Source organism: Bartonella sp. CL100XZDX (genome assembly GCF_042195375.1).
Lineage (GTDB): Bacteria > Pseudomonadota > Alphaproteobacteria > Rhizobiales > Rhizobiaceae > Bartonella.
In genome coordinates, this window is sequence record NZ_JBHIOH010000088.1 from 1 (window position 1) to 17,958 (window position 17,958).

The window sequence follows — 17,958 nt, forward strand, 5'->3', positions numbered from 1 at the left end:
ATCGTAAATACGAGCATCACCATAAACCATGGCATTGCCACCGACCCAACAATCACCATTATGAGCTAAATTTGCAACCTTGTGTATAAAGCCGCCTAAATCACCAGCTTTTATATTAGCAAAATCCCTTAAAGCCCGAATGCGATAAAGAGTATAATCACCAACCTCTATTGTCTCTCCTGTAAATTCGTATTTTTTTGCAGGCTCTTGTTTATTAACGGGCGCGGTTGCATTTGAAATGGAAGAGATAACGGGGGTGTTTTTTACTATAGTTTTCATAGTTTTTTCCTAACGAAATTAAAATTTTTCATTAACAGCCCATAAGGGCGCCGGGTGCTGAAAAACACGGTCGTTAGTCCGCTGTTATGCTTTCCTCATAAAGAGTATTGTATAGCATAACCACACCCGACAAAATCGTTATATGCCAACAATAGCATAAAAGAAAGTCAGTATTTTAAAGAATGGGAAGGGTTGTTTCGTAACCAATCCGCTAACGATTAAGTGTTTTTCAATCACTTGAGTATTTATATAACAAAATACGTATTTATTGTCAAATAATATTTTATCTTTTTTGATATTTTTTCTTATTTTTTAAATACGTTGTGTATTGATAATATCTTATGCCTATTAATTTCTTCTTTTATATTTATACGCTTTCAAATCTATATTATATTCTTTATAAAACGATTGCGTTGTTTTTTGAATCTATACATTTATAATATTTAAAAACGCTCTTATAATGCGTATTTTTATCTTTATAACCTATCAGTTTTTTCACTAAATGAATTTAAAATTTTTTTGTGAATTTTGTTTATAACACATTTGCAACTTAATAGCTTTTTATAGAGATAGTCTTTATAACCAATGCATTCATTTGCATTTTTGCTTTATTCAAATAAAGCTACTGTTTTTACGCATTCTCTATAGTTGTTATGTTCTTTTATAGCCATGGCATCATTTTTCATGTTCATAAGAGAAATGATAAATAGGCTATATGATAATTGTGATTTATAGACTGTTATGAAAACATCTAAAGAGAGATTGATAATTATAAAGATTAGCAAAATCCCTTTTAATAGACTTTTGTCAGTTGTGTCAGTTTTGTCAGTTCTTTTTAGAGCCTATACTATTTTTTTAAAATGATAAAAAATTAAAAGCATTATATTTCAATATGTTAGTCTTTTTAAGATACAACTTATATAGATAACACAACCTTAAATACAACTGTAAATATATATTTGTCAGTTATCTGTCAGTAAATTGAACTGACAAAAGTGATTATTTTAGTGTGTCATTAAAACATGTCTTATGAAAAGCGTATGAAAGTAAAAACTGATTACGTTATTAAAATCCCTTTTATGAATTTTAATCAGTTCTTTTGAATAGATAACCTTATGATTTAGAGAATGATTACAACGTGCTTTATAAAAATCATGTGATCCTTTAAAGCTTTTCAAAAGATATCTTGTAACTCATAAGAGATGCTATCAAGATCTTTATAGTTATGAGTTTTGGGGGTGCTTTTTGTACGTATTATTTTATTTTTTTAATCCAAAATAAAAATCATTATATTTCAATATGTTAATGTTTTAAATAAACAACCTATATTAAATACAATCAGTAAATACAATCTATAATATACATTTAAAGGGGTTTTGTAGGGGTTTTGGGGGTTTTAAGAACCTACAAAACCTATAAGTAAAATGAATATACATAACTCTCTTTAAACAAAGCTTTTGAAAACAATAAAGCTATCATTTTAGATTACGGTATAATCTTTTAAAGGCAATGTAAAAAAATCTAATTCTATTTAAGAGTGGGTTTCTTAAAAGTCTTAAAGCAATCCAAATAAGAGTATTTAAAAGTGCAAATGATTTCTTTTTAGAATAACGCATATAAATACTCCTTTTAAAGATTGTATGTAAGCAATTTATAAAAGTGATATAGAACCTAGGTATAAGACCTTATACCCCTTGTGAGGTTAATATGCCTATCATGTGAGCATGCTTTATAAGTTATTTGGTTTCTCTTATTTCTAATTTTGGTAAGTTCTTAACAATTTTCATTGTTTCTAAACTTACAGTGATAACCCTTTGAAATAACTCTAATGGATAAGCAGGGTTGCCAATGGTTTCAACAGCATAGTGATTGGCATCATTCACAATACCACTCTTTTTATCTGTTTTTACACATTGACGCCCCATAACCGATTCAAGAGAGATATCTGTCATGATGATATTGCTATTATAAATAACAGTTGATTTATTCTTTTCCTTACTATCCTTAATTTTTGCAAATTTCATTTCAGTCACATAATAGAATTTTTCGAGATTAGAGATTTCTGTCTGTTTTGGATTACCCTTTTTAAAGGTCACTGGATAAGGCTCTACAGTTTCATAGTTCACGTGCAAATGCCCCAGTTTACGCCCTACTGTCACAATTTCCAAAATCCTTAGCAATTTTTACATACGGGATACGAGGCAATTCTTTAGAGAGGTTATCAGCATAACGAGCACGATAATCTTCTGAATGCAAGAGACCGTAAACATAATAAAATAGATCATCTTTAGTAATTTTTTCATTGGGATAAGCGGCTTTAAAATATGCTAATTCTTCATAAGTTATGGCATTACGCATTTTCTTATTTTAATAACAAGCTATTGTCATACTATTTTTCTTATCAAGCGATAATAATGGAGTGTTTCTTGTTGTCTCTAATATGTAACAGTTCCAATAAATTTGGTCTATTCTATGAATAAGAGTCTTTACTTGAAGCTCAAGATTATATTACATGCAACACCTTAAAATTAAGAAGCATATAGAGTGTATGATTGTCATTTAACAGTGTCATTGTAAAATCTTCAAAAGCGGGGGAAATGATATGGTTTGCACAACACATAAAGCAGGTATATGCAGTACAGTCTATGCTTTTCTCTTAGATTTTAGAAGTATTATTCTCATCAAAAAATTAAAAAATTGTTACGCGGTTGGCGATTTTTTCTGTGACGCTGACGATATGGTTCATTTTGTTGCTCATTTTGAGGACACAATGAATGCATAGATTTTTTTTCACTTTTATTTTTGCGGCTTTTTTGTGCCTTTTTTCGTTGCCGAGTTTTGCCCAAAACATTCGTGAGAAAGCGATTAATCAATCAGAGAGCATCCAACGACAACAAACGCAACAACAACGTTTTCAACGATTGCACCGTAGAAACGAAACCCATGGGGTATTTTTGCCAGATGATGATACCACATCTGCCTATGGTGCTTCGTCTGGTACAACGTGTTTGCTGATCAAAAGTATTGAATTTGTTGGTGCTCAGTTGATTTCTCATACCGACCTTCATGAAGCCATTTCTCTTTGGGAAGGACGGTGTTTGGGGATTGCCGAAATCAATAAAGTGCTCAAAGCGGTGACCAAGCTTTATATGAAGCGCGGCTATATTGCAGTGCGGGCTTATTTGCCTGAGCAAGATTTAAGCGGCGGTCATCTCAAGATTGTTGTTGTTGAAGGTGTGATGGAAGATATTACCCTTGATGGGCATAAAGTTGAGAGGAGACTTCAAGGAGAAATCACTACGGCTTTTCCAAACCTTATTGGAAAGCCGACCAATCTGCGTCAGATAGAGCAAGGGCTTGATCAAATCAATCGGCTTTTCTCACGCCAAGCCACCATTAATCTTGGTGCGGGGTGCAATTCGGGTGGTTCGATACTTGATGTTCATATTGAAAAACAGAAACCTTGGCTTATTACGCTTTCCAGCGATAATCTTGGCGCTAAAGCAACAGGGCTTTATCAAACGCGCTTGAGCCTTTCTTTTGATGATCTGTTAGGGATCAATGATCAATGGTCGTTTAGCTATCAGCGCTCCATGGATGGTGGTCCGTATCATTTTTCTCACAAGCGTCCCAATAGTGATACTCTAACGGGATCATTTTCTCTTCCCTATGGCACTTGGACAACAGGTTTTGATGGGACATGGAGCCAATATCATTCGAGTGTTAAGGGAATATTTTCCGACATTATGACTGCGGGTAAGTCTTTATCGCTGACACCGTGGATTTCACGGGTTATTGATCGTGATCAAGAGGGCAAGACCTGGCTTACGGGACGGTTGACATGGAAATATTCTGATAATTTTATTATGGGTAGTCGGGTTGATGTTTCCAGCCGTAAACTAGCTATTGCAACCTTTGAGCTTGATCACTCGCGCAAGTGGCTTGGAGGAGAATTAAGCGCGCATATAGGGTTTTATAAAGGGTTGGCAATTTTTGGCGCTTATGACGATAAAGAGCAAGAGAATGCAACAAAAAATTCACCCAAAGGGCAATTTTCCAAATTATCTTTTTCCCTAGGCTACGTGCGTCCTTTTTCGCTTCACCAGTATAATTTTCGTTATAACACACTGTTTTCAGGACAATTATCACCCGACACGTTGTTTAGTTCAGAGCAAATGTCGCTTGGTGGCAGTTCCTCTGTGCGCGGAGTGCGTGAGGCGATTTATTACGGCAATAATGGGGCGTTTTGGCGCAATGAATTGTCGCTGTTGTTGCCAGGTTTTTCTTCGAGAATGGGGCGTAAATTTATGAGCCAATTTTCCCCTTATATGGCGCTTGATCTGGGAGCCGTGGCCAATGATGTAAACAAAAACAGTTTTGGCGGCAGTCTCGTTGGGGCAACTCTTGGTTTCCACGCAACCGGAGATATTACGGATGTTGATGTATCTTATTCGAATATTTTAACTCAATCGACAGTGCGAGAAAAGGGGAATGCGACAGGGTTATTTCAAGTGCGGGCATTATTGAGATTTTAGAGCAAAGGGGCGGTAAAAATATCGCTGCGCTGTTTACACCCATATGGGTTGTTTTTTTAAGAGATAAAGAATTTTATGAGGAGCTGAAGATGCGGGGATTGAAAGATCAAAAGCATAGATTGGGATATGGATACAAGCTAGGGCATCGCGTTCTTTGTGTTTTGCAGCGAGGGATCCACAAGGGGCTTTCACTGGTTTTAAGTTTTTGCTTAGCTTTTCAGCCTTTGTTGTTGCAAGCACAAGCGCTTGGAGCGCGAAGTCCTGTTGCACAAGAGAGCCAAGGGATTAAAGCAGCTGATGGGGTTGGCTCTGTTTTCCGCCCCACGGTGGGGAAAGCCGGCAATGATGTGCCGCTGATTGATATTGTTCGCCCCAATGGGCAGGGTCTTTCTCATAACAAATATGACAATTTCAATGTTGATGCCCATGGCGTGATTTTGAACAATTCGACTGAGGAGGTTTCGCGTTCACAGCTTGGGGGATTGGTGCCAGGCAACGGCAATTTGCGTTATAGCGGTGCAGCAAAGGTTATCCTTAATGAAGTGGTGAGTGCCAATCGCTCGCGTCTTGAAGGCGTGAGCGAAGTACACGGGCATATGGCGGATGTTATTATCGCCAACCCCAATGGGATTACCTGTAACGGTTGTGGCTTTATTAATACTCCACGGGTGACTTTATCGACCGGACAACCGATTATTGGAGCCGATGGCGCTTTGAGTGGGTTGCGTGTTGAGGGTGGTGATATTACCATAGGCGCTCGTGGGGCTGATGGGAGTGCATTAGATATTTTTGATCTTGTTTCGCGCAAGATCAGTGTCGGGGGTCCCATACAGGTCAAAGGAGATTTGGCTGTTATCGCTGGTCACAATCATTTTGATTATGACAAACGCGAAGCAACTTCTCTTGGCTCTGATGGCAAAGAGCCAGAATTGGCGATTGATTCCAGTGAGTTTGGTGGAATGTATGCGGGGCAGATCCGCGTGATTGCCAATGATAAAGGCGCCGGCGTTAAGATGCGCGGAGACATGGTTGCCAATGCAGGCGCCATGAGATTGACAAGTGATGGCAAGCTGGTGATTGCCAAAGCACGTGCCAAAGGAGTGATGAAGGCTCACTCCCACCACGATAGTGTGCATGTGAAAGATTTGCTTTTTTCAGAAGAAGCAGTTGAACTGAAGGCTTTGAAACATGTTGAACTGGCTGAGCAAGCTCGCGTTGCGGCAAGCGGTGCTGTTGATGTGCGCGCCGATGTGATCAAGCTCCAGTCTCATGCTCTTCTAGCAAGCGGTATTGGGAGTGATGGTCAACAGTCAGCGACGGGTTCTTTGTACTTACAGGCAGCAAAGCTTGAGGCGGGGGATGGGCGGATAGCAGCCGGTGATCTTTTAAAGATCCAAGCAGCAACAATTGATCTAAGCCGCATGCAAGACAATGATCAAACAGGGGTTTCTTCCCTTGGCGATCTGACGATTAAAACCAATCAAATCACCGCTTTAAACAACCATATTGGTGCCAAGGGGAATATTGTCTTGAGCGCCGATGATACGCTCACTGTAGGCGCTGGACATTATAGCGCCGGCGGCTCTCTTTTGGTGCAAGCGGCAGAGCTTACATCACGTGCGCGCTTAGTGGCAGAACAAAAAGTTGACCTTTATGCGCATCACGGTGCCCTGATCCAAGAAGGCACTGTCTGGTCTAATGGGAAGATAACGCTGGATGCCCATGGTGCCCTCAATCACACGGGTGATATTGTCAGTATGCAGCAGGTTGCCTTGACAGCGGGGGGCATGCTCACAACCTCTCAAGAGAGCACGATTTTAAGTTATGATGTGGTTTTAAGTGCTGATGCTTTAACCCAAGCAGGGACTGTGGAAGCTCAAGAAGGAGCATTAACCCTTCAAGTGCGTGATGGGGTCGCAAATAGCGGCACAATGCGTGGTGAGAGTGTCGATGCTCATATTGGTGCATTTACCAATCAAGGGACGTTTATTGCAACCGATGATTTGCATTTGATGGTAAGCGCACAAGAAGGCGCCGATCCGCAACAAGCTTTTCTGAAGAATACATCCGAAGGTGTCCTTCAAAGTGGTGGTGTTTTTGTTGTGATCGCAGGGCAATTAGACAATGCCGGTGTGCTTGGCTCTAGTGGTGAGAATGTTGCCCTCAATGTGGCAGGAAATGTCAGCAATAGTGGGCTGATTTACGCCAAAAAATCTATGGATCTATCCAGTGATGGTGATTTGATCAACACACAGGGCAGAATTATTGCAGAAGAGGCTCTCAGCATTGGTGGGCTGAAAGAGACACGTGCTGGTCATATAAGTAATGAGGCTGGTCTTCTCAGTGCTTTAGCCGGTGAGATGAAGATTGTTGCAACGTCTTTTGTCAATAAAAGCGCTGAAGCGACAAATTCAGACCAACAAAACGCTACACATGATGAAGGTGCACATGTTTTAGCGCGGGATGGTTTGCGCATTGATGTGGGCAGTTTTGAGAATGTTGATGGTCTCATTTCTACGCAAGGGGCAGTTAATATTGTTGCTGATAGTGTGATCCAAGCAGGACACATAGAGATTGAGCGTGGTGACCTTCAACTGACCAGCCATGGTGATTTAAGCAATAGTGGCACGATAGAAAGCAATGATACCATTGCTTTGCATGCGCAAACAAATCTCAGCCAAACGGGGTGCATTGTTTCTAAAAAGCGGGTTGAGCTTTCCAGTGATGGCACCTTGACGCTGGGTGAGACAAGTGAGGTTGGCGCCTATGATGTAACGCTGAAGGCAGGCACACTCACCCAGGCTGGGCTTGTGGAAGCGCAAGGCGGAGTACTTACTCTCAACAGCCATGATGTTTTAAGTAATTCCGGTATTATGGTGGGCGGTGTTGTTGAAGCGAAGCTTGGGTCTTTAGCAAATTCCGGTCAGCTTTTAGCCATTGACAGCTTTACGCTTATGGCAGAAAGCCATGATCCGTCATTGGGGCAAGTTGCTCTGGTTTTAAATGGTGAAGACGGTGTACTCAAAAGTGGTGGTGCTTTTGTCTTAACCGCAGATGTTTTGGACAATGCCGGCAGTATTGGTTCAAGTGGTGATGGGGTTGCGCTCAATGTGAGCGCTGATCTGAGCAATAGTGGGCTGATTTATGCTAAGAAATCTGCCATTTTCTCCTTAGATGGGGATTTTATCAATAAGTTTGCCGATGTCATTGCTGAAGACAATCTCATCATCCGTGGTTTAAGTGGAGAGCGGGCTGGTCATGTGATTAACAGCTCAGGGCTTTTAGAAGCCGTGTCCGGCGATATGACCTTCGATGTCTCAGCGCTTACCAACATGCGTGAAGGTGGGGTTGAAGTTACCGATAAAGTGGTTGGTCATAGTTACGTGCAAGGAGAATGGGAAGAAATCCCAGGTGTTGATAAACACACAAAGATCAAGAAAAATATCGACACTACGATCATTCGTCAGCAGCCTCATTTTACCAATAATGCTGCACAGATTTTAGTAGGACGTCATCTGACAATTAATGCCGGTGATATCCGCAATAGCTATAGCTTGATTGCTGCCAATGGCAATATTGAGATGCATGGCGATACGCTGCTCAATGAGGGGCGCGATTTAATCGAAACAACCAAAATTGTAACTGAAACACGCTACAGACATAAAGACTGTAATATGTGGACCAATCCAGGATGTATAGGGCACGGTGCAGACGAATGGGATGGTCCTACTTTTACCCAAACACCCAAACGTACCTATGATGCTGTTTACGGCACGATTGAAGCTGGTGGCACGCTTGATGCCAAGTTGACAGGCTATATTGACAATCATGCGGTGCGTGAGGGGGTTGAGCAAGTTGGCTTAAGCTCTGGCGATAAAGGTTTGGCTGGTGTTAAAAACACCGATTTTGACGGTTCCAAACCACTGATTAGCAATGATCGATTGGACGGCATTATCAATGGTTTGAAAGGGCACAAAGGGCTTTTTGCACCGAGCATCCAAACTCCCGCACCAGAATCCATACAGGTGCCAACGCAAGATGGGCTTAGCTCTATCAAAACAGAGTTGGCTGGCAGCCAATCACCGGATGTGCCATTTTTAATCGAGACGCGTCCAGATTTTATCAATCCAAGCAAATTTTTAGGATCGGACTATTACTTAAAAAAGATTGGCAATTACAAGCCTGAGCACGTGTTTAAAAGATTAGGCGATGCTTATTTTGAATATCGTCTGGTGGGTGAGCAAATCTTTGAGCTGACAGGCAATCGCACTCTTCTTGATGTTCAAGATCCCAATGCTCAAATGCAAAGGCTTTATGACAATGCTGTGGAGCAGCAGGGTCCTTTGGGGTTAGTGCTAGGCAAGCCCTTAACGCCTCAGCAGATTGCTGGGATCAAAAAGGATATGATCTGGCTTGAGACCCACCTTGTCGACGGACAAGAGGTCTTAGTGCCCCACGTTTATTTGGCGCCAAACACTTCTTTAGCACAAGATGTTTATGGGGCAAAAACGCAGCAAGGAAACCTTGCCAGTGCACGTTTGAAAGGGAATGGGGTCACCTTGAATGCGGACCGTCTTACCAATAGCGGTGCTGTGGTAAGTGATGATGCACTGCACGTTTCGACCACGCAAACTTTGTTCAATAATGGTGGGTTTTTGCTTGGTACCGGTGCTGTAGAGCTCACCAGTAACGGTCTTTTAGCCAATTCTTCCGGTGTTATTCATGGTGATACGGTTACCATGACGGGTGATACGATTGTCAATAGCACCGCTAAAATCCGTGACACGAATGCATATGGTTTTGGTGATCGAGCTGGGCAGAAGGGACAAATTCTCTCTGATCATGAATTAAACATCCAATCCCTTGGTGATCTTGGCGCAGAGGGTGGGGAATTCACCAGCGGCGGTCCGACAACGATGATTATCGGTGGTTCTGCCACATTTAGTGCATTGGCGCTAGAAAGTGAACATGCGCAGACATTGGAAAAAGGGCATTATAACGCCCAAAGCAGAGAGCACCGTTTGAGTGAAGTTAACAGTGGGGATGATCTTAACGTTGTTACGAACGGCGACCTCATCATGGATGGGGTTAAGGTAAAAGGAGAAGGTAATGGGAATCTCACCAGTGGTGGTGCTTTCACGCTGACTTCGGTGCAAGACGTTAACAGTTTTGACTTGGATCTGAGGGGCAAAGAAGGCGACAAATCGAAGCAAAAGAATAAGTTTCGTCAACAATCAACTGAAGTTACCACAAACAAAAGCACGGTGGAGTTTAGCAAAGACCTCTCCATGCACGCGCAAAATGGGGATCTCACACTTGGTGCGGCAGGGCTATCAAGTGGTGGTCAGACGCATTTGGCATCAGATAATGGGAAGATCAAGTTTCTGACCAACAAGGATCAAGATTTTAAGGATGTTTATCAGCGTAATGAAAACCTTGTGTGGTGGAGTGAGAGCGACAAAGGTTACCTTAAGGAGACCATCGAGCATGTCACCATAGATGCTAAGGGTGGCATGAAGCTTGATGCAGGCAATGGCTTTGTTGTTGAATATGAGGCAACCGGTGATTTAGACAAATCCCTTGAGCAATTGTCACACTCTCCAGGCATGGCATGGATCAAGCAACTGCGTGATGATCCAGAATTATCCAAGCAAGTGGATTGGCAAGCAGTTAAGGCTGAATTTAAAGACTGGGATTATAAAGCCCAAGGGCTGACAGAAGCCGGTGCGGCTCTCGTGGCCTTGGCTGTCACGGCGGTTACGGGCGGAGCAGCCTCGGGCGCTGCCAGTGCCATTACCGGTGCTTTAGGGCTTGGCTCGAGCACCGCCATGAATGCGGCGATACAGGCAGGTGTCCAAGCACTGATTAACAAAAGCGCTGTGGCTCTTGTTAACAATCGCGGCAACATTGCCGGCGCCTTGCATGAGCTTGGTTCTTCCAAGAATATTCTCAGCATTGTCTCGTCGATGTTGACAGCAGGCTTAACCAGCCAAATAACGGAAATGGTTGGTGTTGGACAATCTTTGCCAAAAACGGCTCCTTTTGTCGATCGTATCGCCCTTGAAGCGGAAAAGAACCTGATCAAAGCCGCTATTGGCACAGGCGTGCAAACGGCTCTTGAGGGTGGCTCTCTTGACAAGAACTTTTTTAACAATCTGCGCATCGCTCTGTCTGATACGGTTGGCAAATCGTTGGCAGAAGAAATCGGTACCGCCAAGGCAGAAGGCAAAATAGATACGGTCACTCAGATCGTTGCCCATGCTGGTCTTGGCTGCTTAAAAGGCGCTGTTGCGAGTGGTGCTTGCACGGCCGGTGCTATCGGCGGGGCTGTGGGTGAAGCAACTGCTATGCTCCAGTTTAAACTGTGGGTGCAAGGCATTGTGAAAGAGGAAATGGGGGATCTTAATGGGCGCACCCCAACTGCGGAAGAGCAAGCGCGCATCACTGCAAGGATTGATGCTGAGTTTGCTGACTTTAGAGACCATGCCATTGATGTTGCACGGGCTGTGGGGGGATTTTCCGCTGCCCTTGCTGGTGGCGATGTTGATGCTGGCGCCGATGCTGCTGGTAATGCCGCTGCAAATAACTACCTCAGCAGTGCTCAAATAGCCCAGATGAATAAAGAATTAAAGGAGTGTCCTGACCTTTTATGTGAAGCAGAAGTGTCTGCGAAGTGGTCTGCGATTAGTACAGGGCAAGGTATAAGCTTTGGGGCTGGTATAGTAGCTGGTGTACCGGCTGAAATATACGATACGCTTGATGGTTTTTGGCAACTAGCCAAACATCCCGAAGAGACTTTGAAAGCGCTCAAAGATTTTTTCAGCAGTGATGAGATTTTGGCGACAATTGGTCGGACCCTTGGACAGTCCTATGTAGATCGCATTAATAAAATGGAGGAGGAATATGAGCGAGCCGGTGCTGGTGGATCCTTTAAAGCTGGTCTTGAATTTGGAAAATTATTGACTGAAACAGCATCCCTAATGACAGGAGTTGCTGGAGCAGCCAAGGGAGCCATAAAGCTTGGCGAAAAGGCTTGGATTAAATTCATTGCTAGGAAAGATTTTGCCCAATTCGCTTCCAAGAAAAATCTTGCCAAATTTGCAGCTCAAGGAGATCCTGCCAAACATGCGGCGAAGAAAGAACTAACCAAACTCGCTGCTAAAGAAAAAAAGCTTTGGCTAAAAAAGAAACCCACTAAATTTACCGATAGCAAATTTGGACAGACCTACACAGTTTATCGGAGAGACGATTTGTTTGATCCTAACAGAATTTCTGATTGGAAAAATAACAAAAAAACGGTATGGGGCACTAATATTGATAGAATGAAAGCAAGAAGAGCACCGATAGGATTTGATGGTAAGCCTGTTGAGTTGCATCACCTAAATCAAACCCCTGATGGACCCTTAGCAGAAATGAGCCATAAATTTCATAAAAAATATACTTCTGTGATTCATGCTAATCCAAAAACACATCAATCGCTCATAGATAGAAAAAAGTTTGAGAAGCAGAGAGAGGAATATTGGTATAAACTTGGTAATGGGTATGGAGAACAAGAAAACAGTAGTTTAGGAGGAATAATCAATATGAAATGGGGCATTATAGGTCTAAATTTTGACAGATGGAGACAGGAGCATCGGCAGTAATGCTCTACGGTTGATGAAAAGAGAAAAAAGAAATTTGGAGAAATAATTGATGAAAACCTATACCTTAGATGATGTTTTAGAATTAGTTGATAAATATAATGGTGATATTATCAATTTTGGTACTGAAGATGACGCAGTTGATGATCTCGTGATTGAAAGGGCGGAGAAAGCTCTCGGTTTACAATTCACATCGTCTTACAAGAGTTTTTTAGAACATTGTAAAGGCGGGGACATTGGTGGTGATGAAATCTATAGTCTTTATGAGTATCCTATAGGTGTTTCTGTTAATGACATTGTTTTTCAGAACTTAAATGATAGAAAAGATGGTTTTGCAACACCAGAACAGCTTGTTGTTAGTAGAACAGACTTTGGTGAAACCTTTTATTTTGATTATACACAGTTTAGGGATGGAGAATGCCCACTTTATGTCATGCTTCCATCTGAAGATTGCGAATATTACGCTAGCAATTTTTATGAATTCCTTTGTAAAAGAATTAAAGAAAGCGTGGGAGAAGAGATACCTGAAGGTGACCAATCGATTGAAAAGATTGAGAACACTCCCGCTCCGCAACCTATCCCTTTTTACAAGAGTTTTTGGAAAAAACTATGGAAGAGAGGCAATTGATAGGGGAAATACGGAGCGTTTATAACGCAAGTTTTGAGGATCATCTATGAAAACCTATACCTTAGCTGATGTTGCAGTCTTAATTGATAAAGTGAATAAATATGATGATGAGATTATCCATTTTCGTACTGAAGATGATGCAGTTGATGATCTACGGATTGAAAAGGCGGAGAAAGCTCTTGGTTTACAATTCACATCCTCTTACAAGAGTTTTTTGAAACATTATAAAGGTGGGGACATTAGTGGTGAAGAAATCTATAGTCTTTATGAGCATCCTATAGGTGTTTCTGTTAATGACGTTGTTTTCCAAAACTTAAATGATAGAAGAGATGGTTTTACGACACCAGAACAGCTTGTCGTGTGTTACGCTGATTTTGATGAAACCTTTTATTTTGATTATACGCAGTTTCGGGATGGTGAATGCCCACTCTATGTCAGGTTTCCATTGGGCGATTCTGAATATTACGCCAGTAATTTTTATGAATTCCTTTGCAAAAGAATTAAAGTACACGCGGGAGTTGAGATACCTGATGGAGACCAACCAATTGAAAAGATTGAGCACACTCCCACTCCGCAACCTATCCCTTTTTACAAGAGTTTTTGGAAAAAACTATGGAACAGGTGAAATTGATAGAGGAAATATGGAGCGTTTATAACGCACGTTTTGAGGATCATCTATGAAAACCTATACCTTAGCTGATGTTGCAGAGTTGGTTGAGAAATATAGTGATATTGTTGATTTTGGCACTGCAGAGGATGCGGTTAGTAATGAAAGGATTGAAGAAGCTGAGAAAATTCTTGGTGTAAAGTTTACAACTTCTTATAAAGACTTTTTAAAAAATTATAAAGGAGGAGAAATTGGAGGTGATGAAATATTTAGCATTTATAACGCAAGTTTTGATAAGTGTCCTGCTGGTGATATTGTTTTCTATCATTTGACGGATATAAAAAATGGTTTCGCAAAACCAAATCAGCTTGCCGTGAATAGAACTGATTTTGGTGAAACATTTTATTTTGATTATTCTCAGTTTTGGGATGGTGAATGCCCACTCTATGTTGAAATTGCATCTGGAGATTCAGAGCATTACGCAAGTAACTTCTATGAATTTCTCTGTAAAAGAATTATGGAACATGCTGGGGGGGTAATGACGATGCAAACCAAAGATGCAACAGAGATTTTAAAAAGACTTGGCTGGGAGCCTCATCGCGATAAAATGGGTGATATGTTTGCTTATTATCACCTCCCCGATCGCATAGTGCGTATTCATTATGGTGTCATAGATTATGGACGGGATAGCGGAAGATTGTGGGTTTCTGTCAGTCTTACTACTGCTGCTTATTGTCTTGGCTGTGAATATGCTAACGGTAAAGAATCTCAACCTCTATATGAGAATATGCTGATTTCTTCAGAAGAGAATTTTGGAGTTACAGCACTGGAGTTTTTTGAAAGCCATGTCAAGGTAGCTTTAAACAAAGTGTTAGCTTGGGCGCAAGCACAAGATATTGAGAAAAAATTACGTGAAAAAGCTGCTAATCATTCTCTCGTTGCAAAGGCTCTACTCGGCGATACCGAAGCTTTAAGGAATTACAAACCTACATCTCAATTATACGTGCCAGAGTTTTCTGATTATGAAAAGATGACACAGGTTGAGCGCGTCATCTTTTTTGCTGAAGCTTATAAAAATAATGAATTGGATGACATTTTAACACGCAAAAAACCGAAACAGCGTTTGATGAGTCTCACAGCAGCAACGCACATTCTTAAAACCCAAGGATGGTTTGCCACAGAGTCTGGGAAAATGTGGTTAGTTTTGCCGGATCGTTTTATTCAATTTGATTTTGGTTTTATCCGTCTTCATTATGATTATAATGTTCATCTTGAAGCAGGGATCTCCAACGAAGATATTTCTGTAGCTTGCCATTATATTCACGATAGTAGAAAATGTAGGCAGATATCAGCTACAAATATTTATCAGTCTTTTAATACGATTGAGGGAGGGGTTTTTAGTGGTGTTGATAAAGGAATTGATATTTGTGTAGAGATATTGAATGAGCAAGAGTTGACAAAAATCTCTGAGCGGGTGATACAGTGGGCACGTGCCCAAGATTTACAAGCATCAATAGAAAGCAAAGCGCTTGTTCAAAAATATAGCTCTTGTCCCGATATCCCATGGCATTTGGCTTGTTTAGCATTAACAGGTCAAATTGATGTCTTGAAATCCTATCAAAATGCCGTAAAAGCAGGTACGATTTCTGAACATTTGGATGACGATGATGTGGAAAAATATGTTAATCACGCTGTTCAATTTACTGAAGAACATCTGAGCGTTTTAAAGGAGCGAAAGGCGGCGGATGCACGTATTGATGTGCAATCTTTAGCTCTCCTTAATACAGTTTCTGAAACATTAAAAATGATGAACTGGACAGTCTATCGCGACAAAAATTATAATTGTAATGCCTATTTTATAAGCAAAGACCGTATCATTAATATAATGTACAGCCTTGATAGAAAAGGAAAAACACCGATCGTTATATTCAAGGCTTCACTTTCAACACTTGCCTTTTCCACTGCTCATAGGGATGTTTTTCCCGAGAAGCCTCAATATATAGCTCTCAAAGAGGCAGAAGAAGTTTATACAGTTTCTAGTGTTGAAGTTGAAGAAGGCAAACTAAAGCAAATCTGTGTGGATATTCTTAAGTGGGCTGATAACCAAAACACCAACCAAATCATCTATGATTATGCGGCTTTGCCAACAAATAGTGAATTTTGCCTTGCAGAATTTCACCTTATTGCACTTATTTTGACTGGCAATGTCAAAAAACTTAAGTTTTATAAGGAGAGTTTTCAAAGAAAAAACCGTCTAGGCTTTGTAGATACTATCACAAAATATGATATTGACAACGCGCTTACTCTTGCCCAGCGTTGTTGAACAGGTTTTCCTAAAAACGTTCCGATTTTGAGCTTGGATCCGCAAACAGTATCTGTTGCCTCCAAAACAACTTTTGTTGAAGTGGCAGGGGAAGTGGATGAAGCAGATGATAATGATAACTATCTCACCATGGAAAGTGCTGATTTTTTTAAGCCTTTCAAAAGATAGTTTATAACTCATAAGAAATGCTATCAAGAGCATTATGGTACTTAGTTTTGAGGATTTTGAGGGTTCCTTTTCCCCCCTTATATATTTTTTTTCAATCAAAAATAAAATAATACATATAAGAAGCACCCCCAAAGTCCCCCAAAACTAATGATGGGGAGTGCTTTGAAGGTTCACTGTTATATTGTTTAATATTTTATAAGATTTCCAAATTGCCTCAGTGCGATGTCTTATGACTTTTCACTAAAGGATGCTGTTCATAACGTATGATAGGTCGACTGCCTTGGGAGCTATTGTCTCCAGAGATTTCACGAAAAACCGTCATCGTTTATTCCACGCTGTATTGCTTGAATGATGGGAATAATTCGTGAGGGTTGAATGTTTCCAATCATAGATAAAGTGACATGAGGGATAAAAATGGTTCCACGCTCGGTACGGTCATAGGTAAATTGATCATCTCCATTAAAAGCCGTTAGATAAAAAGCACGGTCTGTTTGATATTCTCTTCGTTCCAGATTGGCTAAAAAACCAGACAATTCATCACGCACCATTAAGAGACCACGGGGGGCTTTTAAGAGTTCCCTAAGCTTTTCGACCATGACATCATTGATAATAAAACGTCGTTTACCAAGAGTATCATCATTATTTTTACGAGTAGAAACTAAGCGGTGTGCAAAGTGATTATGCCAATCATATTCGCAATATTAGAAAATAGTAATCTATCATTACTTACTGATACGGAGCGCAGTATTGTAGAAAATAATTTGCTTCAATTACCAAGTAAATAAAAATACAGTTGATTAAGGAAATTTTTGCTTTGTATGAAGCACACGTAAAATACGCACAACGCCATTTGAAATATCATAAATCATGATATAATTTGGATGTACAATAAGTTCACGTGTATTTATAATTCGTCCTAAACGACCAAGAGTAGGAAATTTAACAAGTTTTTCTACTTTTTCAGATAAAAGTTGATCAAACTTTAAGGCAGCAGAAGGATTATCTTGTGATATGTATTCACGGATCTTTTTGCGGTCAACGTGTGCTACTTGTGTCCAAATTAGCTTCATAAAGTTGATCTATCGAGTTTACTTTGTGTTTTTAGGCGCCATTCCTTTGCTTCTGCTTCGATTTCTTCAGAAGATATTATATCACCTGCATTAGCAGAATTTATTCCTAATTGAACTTGTTCCCGAAACCATAAATCGTATGCACTTTTTTCTTTTTGTTCTTTTACGATATCGCGCATATAATCGCGCAATAATTGTGCAGCAGATCTATCACACGCCTTTGCTGCTTTGGAAAATTCATTTTTTAATACATCATCGACGCGAAAGGTAAATGTTGTCTCAGCCATTTTACGACCACTTAATGTGTTACAAAGTAGTTCTAATGTAATGTATTTTTACTATTTCTTCAATAGGTACTATTAGAATGGATATTTTATATCTATTTTGCATTTTCATAGGGTTGAAAGAGGCGCCCATGCCAAACCCCGCGGCACATCACGTGTAATGCCCTGCGCATGCGTAAAAGAACACATCATTTAAAATCCTATAACGTTGCGTCATAGGACAGATTGTGCACTCTCCAGGTTGATGAGCTTGAGAAAGCCTTGTCCGTCTTTACGTGACAAGGTTTTCTTTTTATGCCGCGTCGTTATAACGTTGTTGTTTCGCTTGCTCGATTACATTGATAAGATCTGATTGTAACCAACGCGATAAAAAACCAAATTTTAAAGGTTTTGGGAGAGAGCCATTAGTTACATGACGGCGGAA

Annotated in this window: 8 protein-coding genes and 5 pseudogenes; 7 read left to right on the plus strand and 6 right to left on the minus strand. The window is 40.6% G+C overall.

Annotation, left to right across the window (positions count from 1 at the left end; genetic code table 11):
- Nucleotides 1-279, minus strand: a pseudogene (locus tag ACFILU_RS09505) (hypothetical protein); the annotation flags it as partial.
- 1,736 nt (nt 280-2,015) lie between these two features.
- Nucleotides 2,016-2,634 (minus strand): annotated as a pseudogene (locus ACFILU_RS09510) (type ISP restriction/modification enzyme); the annotation flags it as partial.
- Nucleotides 2,635-2,881: 247 nt separating this feature from the next.
- On the opposite strand from ACFILU_RS09510, the gene ACFILU_RS09515 reads away from it, so the two are divergent.
- The 7 genes and pseudogenes from ACFILU_RS09515 to ACFILU_RS09545 all read left to right on the plus strand — a co-directional run.
- Nucleotides 2,882-3,061: a hypothetical protein gene (locus ACFILU_RS09515; RefSeq protein ID WP_375675731.1), complete on the plus strand. Its 180-nt coding sequence runs from the start codon at nt 2,882-2,884 to the stop codon at nt 3,059-3,061.
- A complete protein-coding gene (locus ACFILU_RS09520; protein WP_375675733.1) occupies nt 3,054-4,814 on the plus strand; it encodes a ShlB/FhaC/HecB family hemolysin secretion/activation protein in 1,761 nt (586 codons plus the stop codon). Before ACFILU_RS09515 ends, ACFILU_RS09520 begins: the two co-directional genes overlap by 8 nt.
- 89 nt (nt 4,815-4,903) lie before the next feature.
- Nucleotides 4,904-12,457, plus strand: a complete 7,554-nt coding sequence (locus tag ACFILU_RS09525; RefSeq protein ID WP_375675734.1) for a DUF637 domain-containing protein — start codon at nt 4,904-4,906, stop codon at nt 12,455-12,457.
- Between the two features lie 49 nt (nt 12,458-12,506).
- Nucleotides 12,507-13,082, plus strand: a complete 576-nt coding sequence (locus tag ACFILU_RS09530) for an SMI1/KNR4 family protein (RefSeq protein ID WP_375675735.1) — start codon at nt 12,507-12,509, stop codon at nt 13,080-13,082.
- 46 nt (nt 13,083-13,128) lie between these two features.
- Nucleotides 13,129-13,707 carry an SMI1/KNR4 family protein gene (locus ACFILU_RS09535; RefSeq protein WP_375675737.1) on the plus strand — a complete coding sequence of 193 codons (579 nt, stop codon included), beginning with the start codon at nt 13,129-13,131 and terminating at the stop codon, nt 13,705-13,707.
- Between the two features lie 52 nt (nt 13,708-13,759).
- Nucleotides 13,760-14,221: pseudogene (locus tag ACFILU_RS09540) on the plus strand (SMI1/KNR4 family protein); the annotation flags it as partial.
- 12 nt (nt 14,222-14,233) lie between these two features.
- Nucleotides 14,234-16,153, plus strand: a pseudogene (locus ACFILU_RS09545) (DUF6990 domain-containing protein); the annotation flags it as partial.
- Nucleotides 16,154-16,494: 341 nt separating this feature from the next.
- Here the strand turns inward: ACFILU_RS09545 and ACFILU_RS09550 are convergent.
- The 4 genes and pseudogenes from ACFILU_RS09550 to ACFILU_RS09565 form a co-directional block, all read right to left on the minus strand.
- A pseudogene (locus ACFILU_RS09550) lies at nt 16,495-16,818 on the minus strand (DUF3987 domain-containing protein); the annotation flags it as partial.
- Between the two features lie 159 nt (nt 16,819-16,977).
- Nucleotides 16,978-17,250, minus strand: a complete 273-nt coding sequence (locus tag ACFILU_RS09555; protein WP_375647914.1) for a type II toxin-antitoxin system RelE/ParE family toxin — start codon at nt 17,248-17,250, stop codon at nt 16,978-16,980.
- Nucleotides 17,247-17,537, minus strand: a complete 291-nt coding sequence (locus ACFILU_RS09560; RefSeq protein ID WP_208439813.1) for a CopG family ribbon-helix-helix protein — start codon at nt 17,535-17,537, stop codon at nt 17,247-17,249. Before ACFILU_RS09560 ends, ACFILU_RS09555 begins: the two co-directional genes overlap by 4 nt.
- A gap of 289 nt (nt 17,538-17,826) precedes the next feature.
- A partial coding sequence (locus ACFILU_RS09565; RefSeq protein WP_375675738.1) for a DNA-binding protein occupies nt 17,827-17,958 on the minus strand: 132 nt, incomplete at its 5' end.